The sequence below is a fragment of the Microbacterium sp. NPDC076895 genome (assembly GCF_040687115.1).
Classification (GTDB): domain Bacteria; phylum Actinomycetota; class Actinomycetes; order Actinomycetales; family Microbacteriaceae; genus Microbacterium.
Window position 1 is genome coordinate 1 of the sequence record NZ_JBFBMQ010000016.1, and the last position, 16107, is coordinate 16107.

At 66.0% G+C, this 16107-nt stretch carries 15 protein-coding genes; 8 read left to right on the forward strand and 7 right to left on the reverse strand.

What is annotated here, in order from left to right:
* On the forward strand, positions 1-1113 hold a 1113-nt coding region (locus tag AB0O89_RS12695; protein WP_363498194.1), incomplete at its 5' end, for a glycosyltransferase.
* On the opposite strand, the gene AB0O89_RS12700 is transcribed toward AB0O89_RS12695, so the two are convergent.
* The 4 genes from AB0O89_RS12700 to AB0O89_RS12715 form a co-directional block, all read right to left on the reverse strand.
* Complete coding sequence (locus AB0O89_RS12700) at positions 1110-2075, reverse strand: glycoside hydrolase family 6 protein (protein ID WP_363498197.1); 966 nt, start codon at positions 2073-2075, stop codon at positions 1110-1112. The genes AB0O89_RS12695 and AB0O89_RS12700 overlap by 4 nt on opposite strands.
* A 26-nt stretch (positions 2076-2101) precedes the next feature.
* The gene (locus AB0O89_RS12705) at positions 2102-3445 is read right to left on the reverse strand and encodes an O-antigen ligase family protein (protein WP_363498200.1); all 1344 of its coding nucleotides are present in this window, start codon (positions 3443-3445) and stop codon (positions 2102-2104) included.
* A gap of 61 nt (positions 3446-3506) precedes the next feature.
* A complete protein-coding gene (locus tag AB0O89_RS12710; protein ID WP_363498203.1) occupies positions 3507-4922 on the reverse strand; it encodes an oligosaccharide flippase family protein in 1416 nt (471 codons plus the stop codon).
* Positions 4919-6292 carry a polysaccharide biosynthesis tyrosine autokinase gene (locus tag AB0O89_RS12715; protein WP_363498206.1) on the reverse strand — a complete coding sequence of 458 codons (1374 nt, stop codon included), beginning with the start codon at positions 6290-6292 and terminating at the stop codon, positions 4919-4921. The genes AB0O89_RS12710 and AB0O89_RS12715 overlap by 4 nt, the downstream gene beginning before the upstream one ends.
* Before the next feature lie 125 nt (positions 6293-6417).
* Here AB0O89_RS12715 and AB0O89_RS12720 point away from each other — a divergent pair, with 125 nt between their 5' ends.
* Together AB0O89_RS12720 and AB0O89_RS12725 are read left to right on the forward strand one after the other, a co-directional pair.
* Positions 6418-7356, forward strand: coding sequence for a DUF6492 family protein (locus tag AB0O89_RS12720; protein WP_363498209.1), 939 nt, complete (start codon positions 6418-6420; stop codon positions 7354-7356).
* Between the two features lie 49 nt (positions 7357-7405).
* Positions 7406-8008: a hypothetical protein gene (locus AB0O89_RS12725; protein WP_363498212.1), complete on the forward strand. Its 603-nt coding sequence runs from the start codon at positions 7406-7408 to the stop codon at positions 8006-8008.
* A gap of 16 nt (positions 8009-8024) precedes the next feature.
* On the opposite strand, the gene coaBC is transcribed toward AB0O89_RS12725, so the two are convergent.
* On the reverse strand, positions 8025-9254 hold the full coding sequence (gene coaBC / locus AB0O89_RS12730) for a bifunctional phosphopantothenoylcysteine decarboxylase/phosphopantothenate--cysteine ligase CoaBC (protein WP_363498215.1): 1230 nt from the start codon (positions 9252-9254) through the stop codon (positions 8025-8027).
* Between the two features lie 36 nt (positions 9255-9290).
* Here coaBC and AB0O89_RS12735 point away from each other — a divergent pair, with 36 nt between their 5' ends.
* From AB0O89_RS12735 to AB0O89_RS12750, 4 genes are all read left to right on the forward strand, one after another.
* The gene (locus tag AB0O89_RS12735) at positions 9291-10004 is read left to right on the forward strand and encodes an NRDE family protein (RefSeq protein WP_363498218.1); all 714 of its coding nucleotides are present in this window, start codon (positions 9291-9293) and stop codon (positions 10002-10004) included.
* Between the two features lie 96 nt (positions 10005-10100).
* Positions 10101-10790 (forward strand): DUF2510 domain-containing protein, encoded by a 690-nt coding sequence (locus AB0O89_RS12740; RefSeq protein ID WP_363498221.1) that lies wholly within the window; start codon positions 10101-10103, stop codon positions 10788-10790.
* A gap of 137 nt (positions 10791-10927) precedes the next feature.
* Positions 10928-11824, forward strand: a complete 897-nt coding sequence (locus tag AB0O89_RS12745; protein ID WP_363498224.1) for a type II CAAX endopeptidase family protein — start codon at positions 10928-10930, stop codon at positions 11822-11824.
* A gap of 205 nt (positions 11825-12029) precedes the next feature.
* Entirely contained in the window at positions 12030-12941 is a 912-nt protein-coding gene (locus tag AB0O89_RS12750) for a hypothetical protein (RefSeq protein WP_363498227.1), read from the forward strand.
* A 212-nt stretch (positions 12942-13153) separates the two neighbouring features.
* Here the strand turns inward: AB0O89_RS12750 and AB0O89_RS12755 are convergent, their stop codons facing one another.
* Entirely contained in the window at positions 13154-14032 is an 879-nt protein-coding gene (locus AB0O89_RS12755) for a universal stress protein (protein ID WP_363498230.1), read from the reverse strand.
* A gap of 83 nt (positions 14033-14115) precedes the next feature.
* Between AB0O89_RS12755 and AB0O89_RS12760 the strand changes: the two genes are divergently transcribed.
* Entirely contained in the window at positions 14116-14709 is a 594-nt protein-coding gene (locus AB0O89_RS12760) for a hypothetical protein (RefSeq protein ID WP_363498233.1), read from the forward strand.
* Between the two features lie 20 nt (positions 14710-14729).
* On the opposite strand, the gene AB0O89_RS12765 is transcribed toward AB0O89_RS12760, so the two are convergent.
* Positions 14730-16031, reverse strand: coding sequence for a HipA domain-containing protein (locus AB0O89_RS12765; protein WP_363498236.1), 1302 nt, complete (start codon positions 16029-16031; stop codon positions 14730-14732).
* Between the last annotated feature and the right edge of the window lie 76 nt (positions 16032-16107).

The following is a 16107-nucleotide window of genomic DNA, read 5'->3' on the forward strand; positions in this document are numbered from 1 at the left end:
GACACCGCCGACCCAACGAAAGAGCACCCGGAGCTCGATCACTCCGGGTGCTCTTTCCCCTGCCACTTGACAAGGATCAGTCACATATCAGCTGTGCCGACAACCTTCTTCGACCGGCCTCCTCGCCGGCGCGCAACGATCACACGCCCCCTGCTTCCCTACATCGCAGCAACACGATGGCCCGTCGCTGCCGAAACGAATGCTGTCGTCGCGACGATCACAGCCCAGGGGCCAATCGACGTGATCCTCGCAGCGCACGACTTCATGTGGCCATTCGCACGTGTTCTCGCGAGCCGACTCGGCGACGTGCCCGTAGTCATTCGCAGCCACAACGACGAGCCACGATACTTCGCGGGTATGCGCGCTGCGTCCCCCACCCGGGCGCTGCAAGCGTTCTACATCCGCGAAACAATCCTGAGCAAGCGCCTGCGTTCCCTTGTTGGGCGTAACGCCGACCGGATCGCCGTGCTCGCTCTCGACGACGCGGCCGGATACCGCTCCCCACACACCGAGCTCGTACCCCCGCTCGTCTACGACGGATCCCTCACCCAGGATCCCCCTCGCCCATCCGTCGAAGGGAGAGACCAGCTCCTCTTCGTGGGCGCGCTGGACGCGACGCTCAGCCTCGAAGGAATTCAGTGGTTCCGGCGGTACGTACTCCCCGCCCTCGCACGACAACGTCCCGGCACGCGCCTTCGTGTTGTCGGACGCGGCGCGTCAGAAAGCGTTGCTGCTGAACTGCGGTCCGATCCGTTGGTCGAGTACGTCGGGCCGGTTGCCGATCTCGACCCTGAGTTCGCTGCAGCGCGCGTCTTCGTTAATCCCGTCCTTAACGGCAGCGGAGTCAACATGAAGATGGGCGGCCCTGCGCGGCGCGGCATCCCGATCGTGACCAATGAACTGGGAGCGCGGGGATTCGATGCCCTGCGCCCCGGCCTGTCCCTCGCGGATGATGCGGGCAGCTTCGCCCGCGCCTGCAAACAGCTGCTTGACGACGACGACACCTGGGAATCGAAGGCAACGGCCCTCTGGGCGGCGTTCAGCGATCACTATTCAGTCGCCGCTGCCGCGACCGCCTTTGACGGGCTGCTGCGTGGCGTCGCGCAGCGCTAGTTCTGACCCATCAGCTGCAGTGCGCCTTCGGGCCAGAAGTAGACACCGGCGGGAGCGCCGTTGCACGGCCCGTCGGGCTCCCCCGGCGCTTTGACCCACAGGTAAGCATCGAGCGCGGTACCCGTGAACAGTTGTGGACGCGCGCCCACCCGCGCCTCCGGCGGATTGCAGACCTCTCCCGAGGGAACATCCGCGCCGTTTCTGCTCGTGTCGATGACATAGTGTGCATCCGCCACCCCTAGCTCAGCCAGGCGCGCACGGATCGCTTCGGCGTACGCCACTTCGTCGGCTGTGCTGCGGAAGTTCGAGACATTGGTCGAGAATCCCGCGATCGTGCCGACACCTGCGTCAAAGAGCCGCTGGGCCATCAGATCGGGGCCCCACCACCCCGAATGCCCGGCATCGAGGTAGACCCGGGCACCCGTTGGCGCCAAGCTCGACACGACATCGCCGAGCTGAGCAACGCGCGCAGTCTCATCCCGACAGTCACCCGCCATCGGAAGCGCATCGGGCTCAATGATGACAATGGCGTTGCTATGGCCGTTCAGAGCTCGAGCGATCTCATCGACCCATGTCAGGTACTCCTGGTCAGTGGCAAGGCCGCCCTGCGCATACAACCCGCAGTCCCGATCCGGGATCTGATAGAGCACCAGCACGGGAACCTCGCCTGCCGCATCAGCGGCTTGCAGGTAGCGCGACGCATCGTCGTACGCGGTCTCGACCGTCGACCAGCTGCTCAGCCATTTCGCCTGCGGAATAGCCGCCAGCTCCGCAAATCGCGGGTCGTTCGCCGCAGCCTTGGCAGCGTTCGAGTCAGGGGCTGCGTATAGCGGGATGTCAAGCGGAGTGGGCGTCGCCGTGGGAGTGGCCGCCGCTTCGGATCCGGTTGTCCAAAACGATGCTCCCGTCACCGCGAGCGCCGCGAATGCAACGAGCGCGAGCGCGGCAGCGATACTCGTCACCCACAGCAGTCGCTTCTCCTTCGGTCTTAGGCGAGGGGGCGGTGGCTCTTCTGGGCCCGGGGGCGGGCTGTCGATGACTTCCATGTTTCGCCTCCAAACTGCAGATCGGTACGTCGCGCAAAGAACAGCACGACAAGGGGAACAAGCGACACGGGCCACTGGCTCGAACCGTCGACGAATCCAGTCACGACCTCCAGCGCCCCGCTGGCGGCGATTCCGACGAGGAGCATGGCGGCGATTGGCAGATAACGGCTCCACGCGGGAGTGATGTCCCAAGCAATCATCGCGTACCAGATGATGAACATCACCCCGAGAACAATGCCACCTGTCACGAGCATCTGGACCATGTCGTTGTGTCCGTGCACAGCGCCGGCGTGCAGCGGCGAGGTCTCGGTGTTCGCCATTCGCGCGTACCACCCAGGGTCGAGTCCGAACCAGAACGAGCGCTTGGTCCACTCCGACAGCGACACGCGCCAGATGATCCCTCTCGCACTGAAGGCGTCGTCATCCCAGCCCCACAGTGCGAGCGTGGCGGCGAACAAGAAGGTTATCGCTGCGGCTCCCCGAGCCGCCATCGATGCCCAGCCTCTGCGTTGAAACAACACCAACAATCCGACAACGCAGCCCGTAGCGAGCATGCCGACAGCCGTGACGATGCCCCCGCGACTGGAACTCCACACGACCGCGAAGAGCACCGCAGCGACCAAGACAAGACGCGCCCAGACCCAGCGAATCGTGAAGACCGAGGCAAGACCGACAGAGAGGAACGCGGCCATAGTGTTCTCGCTGAAGAACATCCCCTGTAAGAGACCAAGCCCGGGCAGCGTCTCCTTGTCTGTGCGCACCCGGAACTCGCCATCGCTTTCTCGGACGATGCCAGCATCGGGAAGAAACAAGCCCAGGATGATGGCAATGACCGCCGTCAGCCCAACGAGCACTCCCAGGGCCATCAGTACTCTCGGATTCGGTCGCAGTGCAGCAAACGCAAGCACCAACATCGGGAAGAGCAGACTGTCGGGAGTCGCATCGCCAGCGTAGGCGCTTCGCACCAGCAGCCACAGCCACGGCACCAGCATGACCGCGATCTTCCAAAGGCCCGGCCGCGTCACCTCATTGATGCGGAAAACGACGGCGAAGGCGCAGAGCGCAACGACGAGAAGGAAAGCACCCTGGGTGACCGCGGTGAACGCGGCAGACTCGGGCTGCTGCCCGCCGGCCGCGACGAACACTTTGGGCGTCGTGAGCGAGAACGCGATGTACGAACCGACGCCTCGAGTCCACAGGGCGACGATGATCGCCACAGCGATCGCGTCGGTCGAGATGACCGGCAGACGAAAGCCGCGGGCACTGCCGACCCGGGGATCGCTCACCTCACCTCACCTCCTCGCCATTGTCTCGCACGCCGTTCTGTGCACGCACCGAACCACCGACCTAGCCGCGCACGCTTGCAAGAACGGACCGCACGTCGCGGCGTACCGACGGGACGACCAGCGAAAGCCCGGCAATCCCCAGCCACACAGCGACGACGGCGAGCAGTTCGATGAACGGGGACACCTCCGTATACAGGGCGACGGATGCCGCCGCCGCAAAGCACAACACCGCGAGCACCAGAGGGCGCAGCGCGACGCGCACGGTTCCGATGGTGTCGACGCCCGCGCGACGCACAAGAACGGTTGATCCGACAAGAATCACGAACTGCCCGAGGCTCATGGCGGCAGCCACCGCGTCAGCACCGATCGGGGCGGCGAGAATGGCGCCTGCAATCATCACGACGCGACCGGGGAGTTCTGCGACCAGAAGCACACCTGTGCGTGCGCGCGCAAGCAGAGCCCAGTAGTAGATGAAGCCAATCGCCTGAAAGGCAGCGCCAACACAAAGGATCTGCGCGATCGAACCCATGTCAGTCCAGCTCGAGCCGAACGCTACGACGACTCCGGCGGGAGCTGCTGCCGCAAGCAGCGACACCGCCGCCAACAGCGGATACGACACGATACGTTGCGTGCGGTGAAGCACCCGATTGAACTCGGCGTCGTCGTGCGCGCGCGATAGCCGCGGAAGTATCACCCGGGTCAGGGGCGACACGATCTGAAGAATCAGCATCGACACCAGTTGCGATGCGCGGCTGTACAGCCCCAACGTGGTCGGCCCCTGTGCGCGTCCGACGAACATGACGTCGACCGTCGTGCTCGCCAAGTTCGCGACCTGAAGCGCGAGGCTGTTGCCGCCAAACACGAGGAACGATCGCATCTCGCGCAGCGGGGCAGGGCGTCCCGGCCACCATCGCGCCTGTGCAGTAGCGAGCGCCAGCAGAACCAGGGCCTGGGCCAGCGACTGCGCGGCGAGCGCCCAGTAGCCCCAGCCGGCCAGCGCGGCCAGAACAGCGGCGATCAGCCCACCGCCCGCAGAAACAACGTCTTGCATCGCGAGAGCGGAATACCGAGAGGCGCGTGTCATCTCAACGCGGAATTGGACGCTCAGACTCATGATCACTAGCGGCAGCGCGAGCACGACCGCGACCAGGACGACGCTCGGCTCGCCGTAGAACGCAGCAAGGGCGGGGCCGCTGGCTGCGACGACAGCCGCCGCGATGAGTCCTGCCCCGGCGTTCAGAAAGAAGAGTGACGACTTCTCGCCCTGAGAGAGGCTCGCCGCCTGAATTCCCGCCAGACTCAGCCCGAAGTCCGCCACGACTCCGGCAATGATGACAATCGAGCTGACCATCGCGACGATTCCGAAGTCGGCCGGCGTCAGCAGACGCGACAGGGCGACGAATCCAACGATCTGAATCAGCAGACGCGTCCACTGGCTGATGAGCGTTACGCGTGCATGCGACGCGAGGGAACTCACTCGGTCTCCGCGGTGCCCTCAGGGACTACCTCAGCCGCCTCTGCACTATCGCCTGTCATCTCGCGCGCAGCAACGTGCGTCAGCACCACACCGAGAAGTCCCGCACCCGCCTGTCGAAGCGAACCAGCCGCCCTCACCAAATCTGCCCGACGAGTCTCGCTTGCCTCCGCGACCACCACGACGTTCGGGATGTTCTGCGAGAACCGCGCTGCCTCGCTCGCATTGGTCATGGGCGGGGCGTCGACGATCACCACGTCGAAGAGCTCACCGAGCTCCTGGAGCACCTCGGCAAACTTCTCCCCCGCCAGCATCTCGGAAATATCAAGCGAACTCGCGCCACACGGGATGATCGTGAAGTCGCCCGCCTTCCAGAAGAAGATGGCATCGTCGAGTCCGACCTTGCCAGCGACAATGTCAGTGATACCGCGGCTTTGCGGCACGCCGATTTGAGCCGACAAGCGCCCGCCTCGCACGTCACTATCGATATACACCACGCGGTTGCCTGCTTCCGCGAGGGCTCCAGCAACGTTTGCAGCGACCGTCGTCTTTCCTGAACCGGGGCGCGTCGACGTGAAAAGCAGGTGCGTCGGCGTTTCGTCGGCTGCGAACAGGAGATCAATTCCGATTCGCCGGTAGAGGGCAACACGCTCGGGGGCTTGCTGGCCGTACTGGACCATCTCACGCGCTGCAACCCCTCGGATCGTCGTTACTCCACCGAGATACGCGATTCCTAGTGCGGCGACATCCTTGCCCCGACGAACGCGGGTATCGAAGTTGTCGACGATCACAGCGGCGAACACCCCCACCAGCAGCGCGATGATCGCCGCGATGACGAGGTTCAGCCTGATGTTGGGCGAGGTGCGCGATTCGGGCGGGGCCGCCTCCTCAAGAACTTCCACGCTCACCGGTGAGGTGGCCGGACTCGCCGCACCTTCCATGGTTGCGACCTCTTGAGGCATCCTCGCCGCAATGGCGTTAGCGATCTCGGCAACACCATCGGCAGTGTCGAAGGTCACCGCGATCTCCATGACCGTGGTGTCCGACGGAATGGTGACGACGATCTCGTCCGACAGGTTTGACACCGTCGTGTCGAGATCCAACGCCGTAATGACAGGTCCGAGCACGGATGTCGTCGTGACCGCCTGCGCATAAGTCTTCATCCGACTGGACACGTAGGTGGTCGCCACACTGCGCTGCTCGGGGGTGACATCGCCGGTTAGCTCCGGCGAGAACACTACTCGGGCAGCAGACTCGTACTGTGGCGGGATAAGGAAGGAGGCACCGCCGACGAGCGCACCGACAACCACCGTCACGACGACGAAGACCGGCCATCGTCGCAGCAGCAGTCGGATATAGCTACGCAGATCCATGGCCGCCCATCGGGTACTGATCCATCATCGGGGCCGATTGCCCGATCTTCTCCTTTATACCCGGCGCGAAGCCCTCCTCCCGGTCGCCGCCCTGGTCAGCGCTGCTCACGTGCCAAGATGAGCTCGTGACCCCGTCACCCTCACTGTCGCTCGTGACCTGTTCGTTCCGCGGAGACTTCGACGCTTGCGTCCTGCTGTGCGAAAGTGCCGACCGGTTCGTCCCCGACGAGATCGTTCACGAACTCGTCGTTCCTCGGCAGGATGTGGAGCTCTTCGCACCGCTGGCGTCATCGCGCCGAAGGATCACGCCGACCGACGCTTATCTCCCTCCCTCGTTTCATCTCGTGCCGATGCCACCGCCAGCATGGCGACGCCGGCTGCGACTGCCGCGACGAAATGTGTACGCGACGCCGTACAGCGCACCCGTCCGAGGCTGGATTGCTCAGCAGATCCTCAAAATCTCAGCGGTTTTGAACGGGCCCGCAGATGTCGTGATCCATCTCGACAGCGATAACGCGTTCATTCGAGACCTCGACCCGACACTCATTCTGCGAGACGGAAAAGCGCGACTCTACGAGGCAGCAAGTCCTGTCGACAGCGACTCCCACCGCCAGTGGCATGCGGCAGCCTGCCGACTCCTGGGCATTCACCCGCCGACCCCGGCGACGGCCGACTACATCGACCAAATGGTCGTGTGGACGAAGGATCAGACGCGGGCCCTGACAGAGCGGATCGAGCGTACGACGAGGCATCCCTGGTACGTGACGTTGGCTCGCACCCGTCAGTTCGCCGAGTATGAGCTGTACGGGGTCCACGCCCGCGAAGTCGTCGGAATCGACCAAGCGGGGGTTTTCGCCGATTCACAGTCACTGTGCCATGCGCGGTGGGAAGGGAATTTTGCAGGCCCAGAAGACGTCGACGCATTCGTGTCGTCCCTCGAGCCTTATCACGTCGTCTGCCTTCTTCAGTCGACCCTGGATCTCGACGTCGCGCACCGCCGCCACATTTTCGCCCGCGTAGAGGCGCAAGCGCGCAAGCAGGATGCCAGCAGATCGAGGCCCTGACGAGCCACCTACCTCGGGTGCCGACCAGCGCGACAGGCATACTGGCAGCATGGAGATCGATCCTGGCCTCGCCATCCTGATCGTCGCGGTCACAGGTGTGGTCGTTGTTCTCGGGCTACTCGTCGCCGTTATCGTCTGGATCCGCCGCTCCCCGGGCACCACCATTTCTGCAGGACACCTCGGTGAACTCATCATCATGATCGATTCGCAGACACAGGAGAACACAGCGTCGCACGTCGTGGAGGCATCCACCGCCCGGCGCCAACGGCGCACCGCTCTGCCTCTCCCATCGAGTGTGCGTTTTGGTCGTGTGCTCTGGATCGACGACAACCCGGACGGCAGTGTTCGAGAAAGCATGGCCCTCGAGACTCTGGGGATTTCGGTAACGAAGACCATGCACCCCGACATCGCCCTGAGCTATCTTTCGGGGCTGGACTATGTCGCCGTCATCGCAGGAGTGCGAGAGGACAGCAACCCCGAAGCCGTCGGCGCATTCTTCGAGGCCGTTCGCAAGATTCGACCCGCCATCATCTCGCTCGGCTACCTCGCCGCCGGCAGCTCATTCCCTCCCCAGATCGCGGGCGTCACGATCGTCGGTGACCCTGCCGATCTCGTGAGCGCCGTTGTGACCGAGCTGGCACCCGGCACCTGAACGGGAAGCGCAGTCGTCAGCGACCTCGCACTGACCGCACGGCCACGACAGAGTCCCACACGGCATCCGCCACGTCGCGTTTCGAGCCCGAAGCCTGCGCTGCCACCGCACCCGACCGATCGATGACGACGATCTCGTTGTCGGTGGCCTCAAACCCGCGCGTCCATCCGACCTCGTTCACGACGAGCAGATCGACATCTTTGCGCTCCCGCTTGCGTCGCGCCCGCTCCAGCAACTCCTCGCCGGTCGAGGTCTCAGCCGCGAACGCCACGATCGTCTGTCCCACACGCCTGACCGCCGCAAGCCCCGCGACGATGTCGGGATTCTCGACGAGCTCGAGAGTCAACCGATCGCCCTGGGTCTCCTTCGTGAGCTTCGCTTCAGCGACTTCAGCCGGTCGGTAGTCAGCCACTGCTGCAGCCATCACGACGACATCGGCCACGGATGCCGCATCCGTCACGGCATCCTGCATCTCCAGCGCCGTCCCCGCCGACACGACCCGCACGCGATCGCTCAGCCCACCGAGCACATCGCCGTCGATGTGCGCCGCAACGAGCGTCACCTCCGCGCCCCGATCGGCGGCAGCGGCAGCGAGCGCAACACCCTGCCGCCCACTCGACCGATTCCCGAGGAACCGCACCGGATCCAGCGGCTCCCGCGTCCCACCCGCCGACACGACAACCCGCAGTCCAGCAAGGTCCTGAGCGCGCCCAGGCTCAGCGGCAGTGACCACGGCGAGCGCAGCATCCGCGATCTCATCCGGCTCACTCATCCGCCCCGGCCCCGAATCGCCACCGGTCAACGGACCATCAGCCGGCCCGACGACATGTACTCCGCGAGACCGCAACACCCGCATGTTCTGTTGCGTCGCCGGATGCCGCCACATCTCCGTGTGCATCGCGGGCGCCACCACCACCGGCGCGGTCGTCGCGAGCAGCGTCGTCCCGAGCAGATCATCGGCGAGTCCGGCGGCCATCTTCGCGAGCGTGTTCGCGGTGGCCGGGGCGACGATCACCAGATCCGCCCGCTGCCCGAGCGACACGTGCCGCACCGTCGCGACATCCTCATGCACCGACGTCGTCACGGGATGGCGACTGATCGCCTCCCACGTGGGCTTCCCGACGAACCGCAGCGCATCCTCGGTCGGCACGACGTGCACCTCATGGCCCTCGCCGATCAGGCGCCTGACCAGATGTACCGTCTTGTATGCGGCGATTCCGCCCGTGACACCGACGACAACGAACACGCGCCCAGTCTTCCACGACTGACGCAGGGAACCGCCATGTGCACAGTCATCATCGACGTCCCCACCGACCCGGGAACACCCGTGCGCCTCCTCGCGATCCGCGACGAAGACCCCACCCGCCCCTGGAACCCCCTCGGACACTGGTGGCCGCAGCATCCGTCGATCCTCGGTGTGCAAGACATCCGCGCCGGCGGCGCTTGGCTTGCAGCGGATGCCGACACCCACCGCCTCGCGGTCCTCCTCAACCGCGCTGGCGGCGATGACCTGCCCGACACCGCGGTCGTCTCGCGCGGCACCCTCCCCCTCGATTCGGTCCTCGGCACCTCCCCCGGCGAGCACCCCGCGATGCGCGGCTTCAACCTGCTCGAGGTCGATGCCACCTCAGCCCGCGTCATCTCGTGGGACGGCGCCGAGCGCCGCGAGATCCAGATCGAACCCGGCATCCACATGATCGCTCACGACGACGTCGATGACCCGGCCACCGCCCGTATCTCGCACTGGCTCGAGCACTTCCGCCTCGCCGAGCCCGGATCAGACAGCGACTGGTATCGGCCGTGGCTTGAGGTCCTCGAACGCAGCACCGCCCTCGGCCCGGTCGATGAACGTGCGATCATCCGCGACAACCGCCCCCTCGGCTACCCGACGCTCTCGCTCCTGGTCTGCGCGGCATCCGTCGGAGCAGATGGCGTCGCGGTCAGCTACGCCGAACTGCCCGCACCCGGCGAATGGGGCGATATCGACCTGCACTGAGAGCAGACCGAGGCGCGAACCCGGGGGATAGCCCCCTGACGCCGCATCCGTCACCGACCTAGAGTGGGGACGGAACTCGCGAACGGGAGCACACTCATGTCGACGCCGCAACAGCCGCAAGCCGGTTGGTACCCCGACCCCCAGACCCCCGGCATCCTCCGTTTCTGGGACGGCGCCACCTGGACAGCGCACACCTCCGCACCCAACCCCGCGCCATCAGCGCCGGCGGCCCCCGCGGTGGCCGCGGTCGCCGAGCCACGCAAGAGTCCGGGCGTCGACACCAACACCGTCTGGATCTGGCTCATCGTGCTGCTGCCGCTGGCTTCATCCCTGCTGGCGCTCCTGGTGCCGTGGCGCTCCATGTTCGCGATGCAGGGCTGGATGGCGTTCAATTCCTACGCGCAGCCCGACAACATGCCCGATATGCGGATGTTCATGCAGCCGTTCGACATCTTCTTCTCGCCCTGGTGGTGGGCGATCACGCTCTTCGGCTGGGCAATTTACGGCTTCAGTGTCTGGTTCGCGTACCTCGACCAGCGTGAACTCCGTAACCGCGGCATCGACCGGCCCTTCCCGTGGCCGTGGATGTTCCTCTCGATCGTCTATCCGATCGGCCGCATCGTCGTCGCCATCCGCCGCACCGGCGCCGGGTGGGGGCCGCTCTGGGGCCTCATCGCAACCCAGGTGGTCGGCATCATCGTCGGTGTCGTGATCTCGACGCAGATCACCCTCGCGACCTTCCAGTTCCTCACCACGATCGCGCGCTACGGCGGCTACTCGGGCTGAAACGACCGCTCCGCGGCATCGTCCGGTATCGCTCCACCAGACGATGCCGCGACACTCGGGGCCGCGCGGCAAGCCGTGCAGCACACGGCGCCCATTCGCTAGGGTCGGTCGCGACCGCCGACCCGAGAGGCTCCTCCATGACCGAGAGACGACGTGACAGTTTCGCCGGCGCCATGCGCGAAGCACATCGCCCCACCGGCCCGCTCGTCGGCTCGATCGTCGGGGTCACCCTCTTTGCGTCGGTGATGGCCACCAACATCCTGCTCGCCTTCATGCCCGGCATCACTTCCCTCGGTCTGGCCATCGCGAGCTCACTCGCCTTTCTGCCGGTCTGGATCCTGCTGTGGGTCTGGCTGCGATTCAAGGAACGGCGCGCATTCGCGAGTATCGGCTTCCGGTCCCCCTCCCGCGCCCCGCTGCAGATCGCGCGCGGAGCCGCGATCGCACTCGGCGCGATGTCCCTCGCCGTCGCGACCGCAGTCCTCACCGGCAACATGGAGTTCTTCCAGACCTCTGACGGCAGCTATGCCGCCTGGACCGCGATCGGATGGGTGGTCTTTGCGTTAGTCGCCTTCTCGATCCAAGGCGGCGCCGAGGAACTCATCTCCCGCGGATACCTCCTCCAGTCCTGGATTCCACGCACCGGCATCCTGGCGGCAATGATCGCGCAGACCGTGTTCTTCACCCTTGCTCACTCGCTGAACACCGGGATGAACATCCTGTCGGTCCTCTCGCTCGTGCTCGTCTCCCTCCTCCTCGGCTTCTGGGCGCTCAGCGAAGGGGGTCTCTGGGGCGTCATCGCGTTCCATGCCACGTGGAACTGGGCACAGAACAGCCTCTTCGGCGTCCCGGTGTCGGGCATCCCGGCCGAGAACTCGCTCCTGACGGTCGGTGAGACGGCGGATGCCAATCCCCTCATCTCGGGCGGCCTGTTCGGCCTGGAGGCGAGCCTCACGACGGTGGTGATGCTCGCGATCATGACCGCGGCCACTGGCGTCTTCTGGGCCCGCGGTCGTAACAATCGCACCGTGTAACCCAGCCAAGGTACGGAGTTCGACGTAGCTTTCGCGCTCGAAACCGTTCGAAATCGTTCGGGAAGGACTCAAAAGCCGGGGATCTGTCCTGCTCCAGATGAGAGTTCGCACAGTTTGTCTTGCCGCGCCACGTAAATCGCAGACAATAGTGGTCAACCCGAGAGCGTGCAACCTAGCTCACCCTGACTCAGTTCCAGATTCGAACATGGACAGCAATTCACTCATCACCCTTATGATCGGCTTCGGCGTCGTCGCCGTGCTAGGACTCGTTGTGGGCTGGGCGATGTGGGAGAGCAACAAAGGCGAGGCGAACTCAGATCGCCACGAACCGGTCCCGCGCATGCCCCGCTACCCCGATATGAGCAGTCCCGCCGTCACGACAGCGACAGTCCGAACGGTAGCCGGGTCGCGACCCGTAACCGGAACGCCGATGACTCACCCGTACGCCATCCCGCAAGCGGCGTACCAGCAGCAGCCCCAGGCGCCCCAGTTCGCTGAGGGAACGACCGAGTATGTCTTCACACCGAACCCCGCAGCGCAACCCGTGAACGTTGCAAGCGCCGCCTTCGGTCCTGCACCAGCCGCCTACGCCCCCGAGCAGCCAGCACAACCACAACCATCCGCACCGCAGCTGCCCGCGGAACACCAGGCAGCTGCTTACCCGGCCGTCGACGAGCCGGTCCCGCCAGCTCCCACTCCAGCGCCAGCAGCACCCGTTTACGCTCCCGTGCCCCCGCGAACATCTTCGACATCGGTGTTCCGACTTGGTCGGGTGCTGTGGGTCGACGACGACCCCGACAGCCACGTTCCCGATGTCGTTGCCCTGCACCGGATGGGCCTCACGGTCACGGTGGCTCGGCACTGCGAAGCAGCCCTGGCATACCTCGCGGCCGAGAAGTATCTCCTGGTCGTGACCGACTGCGGCCGCGAGGGCGACGCGATGACTGCCGCCGACTTCATCCGTACGGTGCGCCGCAACTACCCGGGCGTCCCGACGATCGCCTACGCTCCGGGCGCCATCGTGACCGGCCCCGGCGCGCCGGAACTGCCGCACGACCAGGTGGTCACCACGCCCGGTGAGCTTCCGAGCGTGGTCGGCAGGTTGCTTGGCCGCTGAACCGGCCCGACCGGGCTGCGGATTATGGCATCCGGAGTGTGCCGTTGACAATCCCCCGGCGCGAAGTCGCAAACCGTGCCATTCTCATCGTGGCAAGACCGCGCGCTGAGTGTTTCGGGTCACTCATCCGCAGCGAAGGTACGCGACACGCGTGCAGCCCCCGGCTCGACAGCCCCCCAGATCGAGCCGGGGGCCTTGTCGTTAACGCCAGGTCAGCGCACCGCTGCCGTGACCGTCGTCAGGTGGTCGAGCACCTGGGTACTCACCGACCCCAGCAGGAACCGAGCGAACCCGGTACGCCCGTGGGTTCCGACAACGGCCAGGCGAGCGGATGCCGCCACCTCGGCGATCACGGTGGCGGGATCCCCCTCGTCCACGTGCACGACGATCTCGAGGTGCGGATGGTCCTTTCGCACCTCATCGGCCATCGACTGCGCGAAAGCCTCCGTCGTGCCCTGCAGATCCGTCAGATACATGTCGGGGTAGGGCGCGATGTCGCCGGTGTAGACGACCGGCATCCAGGTCGAAACGACAGTCAGCGGCTCGGCGAACCGCGATGCCTCAACGGCAGCGAACGCGAGCGCCGCGTGTGACACCTCCGAACCGTCAACCCCGACCACCACTCCCGTGCGTCCGGTCGTGTCGATGTCGGGCACGACGACGACAGGGCAATGAGCTCCGGCGACGATCCGCGTTCCGTGCGGCCCGCGATGCTTGTCGGCGCCGCCCGTGTGATCACTGCCGATCACCAGAAGCGCGGCATCCGTCGACGCTTCGACCAGCTCCTTCGTCGGATTTCCGTGCGTCACCCGAACCGTGACGTCGATGCCCCGGGCCGACAGATTGGCCGCCTCGTTCCGAAGAAAAGCCTCTTCGTAGTCGACGGCGCGCTGCACGACCTCCTGCTCACCGACCGCACCCACGGCGCCGCCGATCACCGAGAGCAATTCCAGGCGCGCACCCGTACTTGCGGCACGCGCGACTGCCCACTCGATGGCGCGGCGCGAGCCAGGCTTGCTTGTCGCACCCACAACGATCGTCGTGGGCGTCTCGGGGGCGGAGGGCTCGGCGTTCGCAGGGATGTCAGTCATGCCCTCACCCTATTGCCGGCGCCCACCGCTCGCGAGGCCTGATTCGCCGAGTTTCTCTGCCGCCGACCGGGCATACTGACCTCATGCAGATCGACACCGGCTTCGTGACGCTCGTCCTCGGCTTCGTGGGCGTGATCGTCATCATGGCCCTCGTCGGCGTCATCCTCTGGATCCGCCGCACCTCCACCGTCCGCGTCCCGGCCCAGCGACTGTCGACCATCGAGATCACCCTCGCGCCCGAAGACCGCGAGACTGTCGCGACCCAGCTGCGGGAAGCGCACGCTGCCCGCGGCCAAGGCGCCGGAGCCACGCCCAAGCTTCCCGAGCGCGTCCACCCGGGACGCGTGCTGTGGGTGGACGACGACCCCGACACGAGCATGTCCGAGACGATCGCCTTACAAAGGCTGGGCACCGCGGTCCTCAAAACGAGGCATGCGGATGCCGCCCTGGCCTACCTGTCAGCCGGCTCCTACACCGCGCTGGTGTTCGGCATCGCCGCAGACAGCGACCTCGCCGCGATCGAAGCGTTCGTCGCGCGCGCCCGCGCGAGCCAGCCGGGCATCGTCACGCTGGGGTACGCGGCCCCGAGCGTGGTTCCGGATGCCGGGGACTTCACCCTCGTTCGCGATCCGAGCGAACTCGTCGCCGCCGTCATCGCCCCGCTCGCCGTTTCCTGAGCCAGCCAGCTCCGACCAGGTCAGGTCAGCAGCGTCGCGAGTGCATCGCGGCGATGGCCGATGGCCGCATCCATCGCCGCGAACTCGTCCTCGGCAAGCCCGACCCGCTTCGCGACATCCGGCCACGACTCCACCGCGACGAGCACCTGAGCAAGTGAGCGTTTCCACGACGACGTCTTGATCCCGAGCTCGCCGGCGAGCGCGACAAGGGCTGCCGGCGCGGCATCCGGGTCGACCACCCCCACGATCGCGGTCGACCGCAACCGCTCCTGCACCGGATCGGGCTCGACATCGAACACCGGACACAGCCGCCACGCCGATTCCCGCCGCAGAAATCCCAGGTTGCGAAGGTGGTCATCAGTGCAGTGCACGGCAACGGCAAAAGCCACGCGTCGCCACAGATCACGTAACTGGGCACGGATGACATCGCGCGGCGCATCCATGCCGCGGATGACGCGCGCGACATCCAGATAGTCCCGCCCATCCCCGGTCGCGGTTCGCGCCGACCAGTACGGAATCCGCAACTCCCCGGGGTCCCCGGGTTTGGCCGGAACCACCGAGTCCGCCTTCCCGACGCGATCGAATCGATCGACCAGCAGCACCGCGTGTTCCCCGATCTCGATCGTGCGGACCCGCGACGTGGCAAGGCCGGCAGCGTGCGCGAGGTGCAGGGAGACCGCCTCCCACCGGATTGCATCGTGTTCGTCATCCGGCGCCGGAAACTTCGCGAGCAGCGCGCGACCCTTCCGCCGCACAAGCGCCTTGGGTCTGGCGCCCCCCAGCACCGCCGTCCCGGCATCCAGAAGCTCCGCGATGGCCTGCTCGCTCGAGGAGGCCCCCGCGCGGGTCCGATCTGCTGCTGCCCGAAGCTCGCGCAGGTCGAGCACGACGGGGACCCGCGCAGCGCGGTCGGCGACGTACGCCTCCTCCTCGCCCGCACTCGGAGCCTCACGGAACCGGAAGGCGCCAGTGCGCGCCTCATCCGACACACCCACGAGAGCATCGACCTCCGAGAGAAGGGTCACCCCCTCGGCGCGCAGCTGCCGGCGAATCAGCTTCTGCCCCCACGAATCGGCGCTGGAATCGACGAACGCCCCAGGCATCGACCCGAGAACCCGAGGTTTTGGCCGCAGCGGTAGCTCCGGAGATACCGCGTAGGCATCCGGTCGCGCAAGGTAGGTCGGATCGTACGAGAAGGTCACACCGACAGCCTTTTCGGCGAGCGTCACGACATCCATCCAGCCGACGGGACCGGCCGCCGCATCGGGGGTCGCCGCCGCGTCCACCCAGACACGCTGGGTCGTCGCGTTCGCCGTCACCATGGGGCCCGATCCCTCCGTCCCTCAGCTCGTCAGCCAGGTCGTCGCCCAGCACCCCACCCTAGAGGGCGCATGTTAC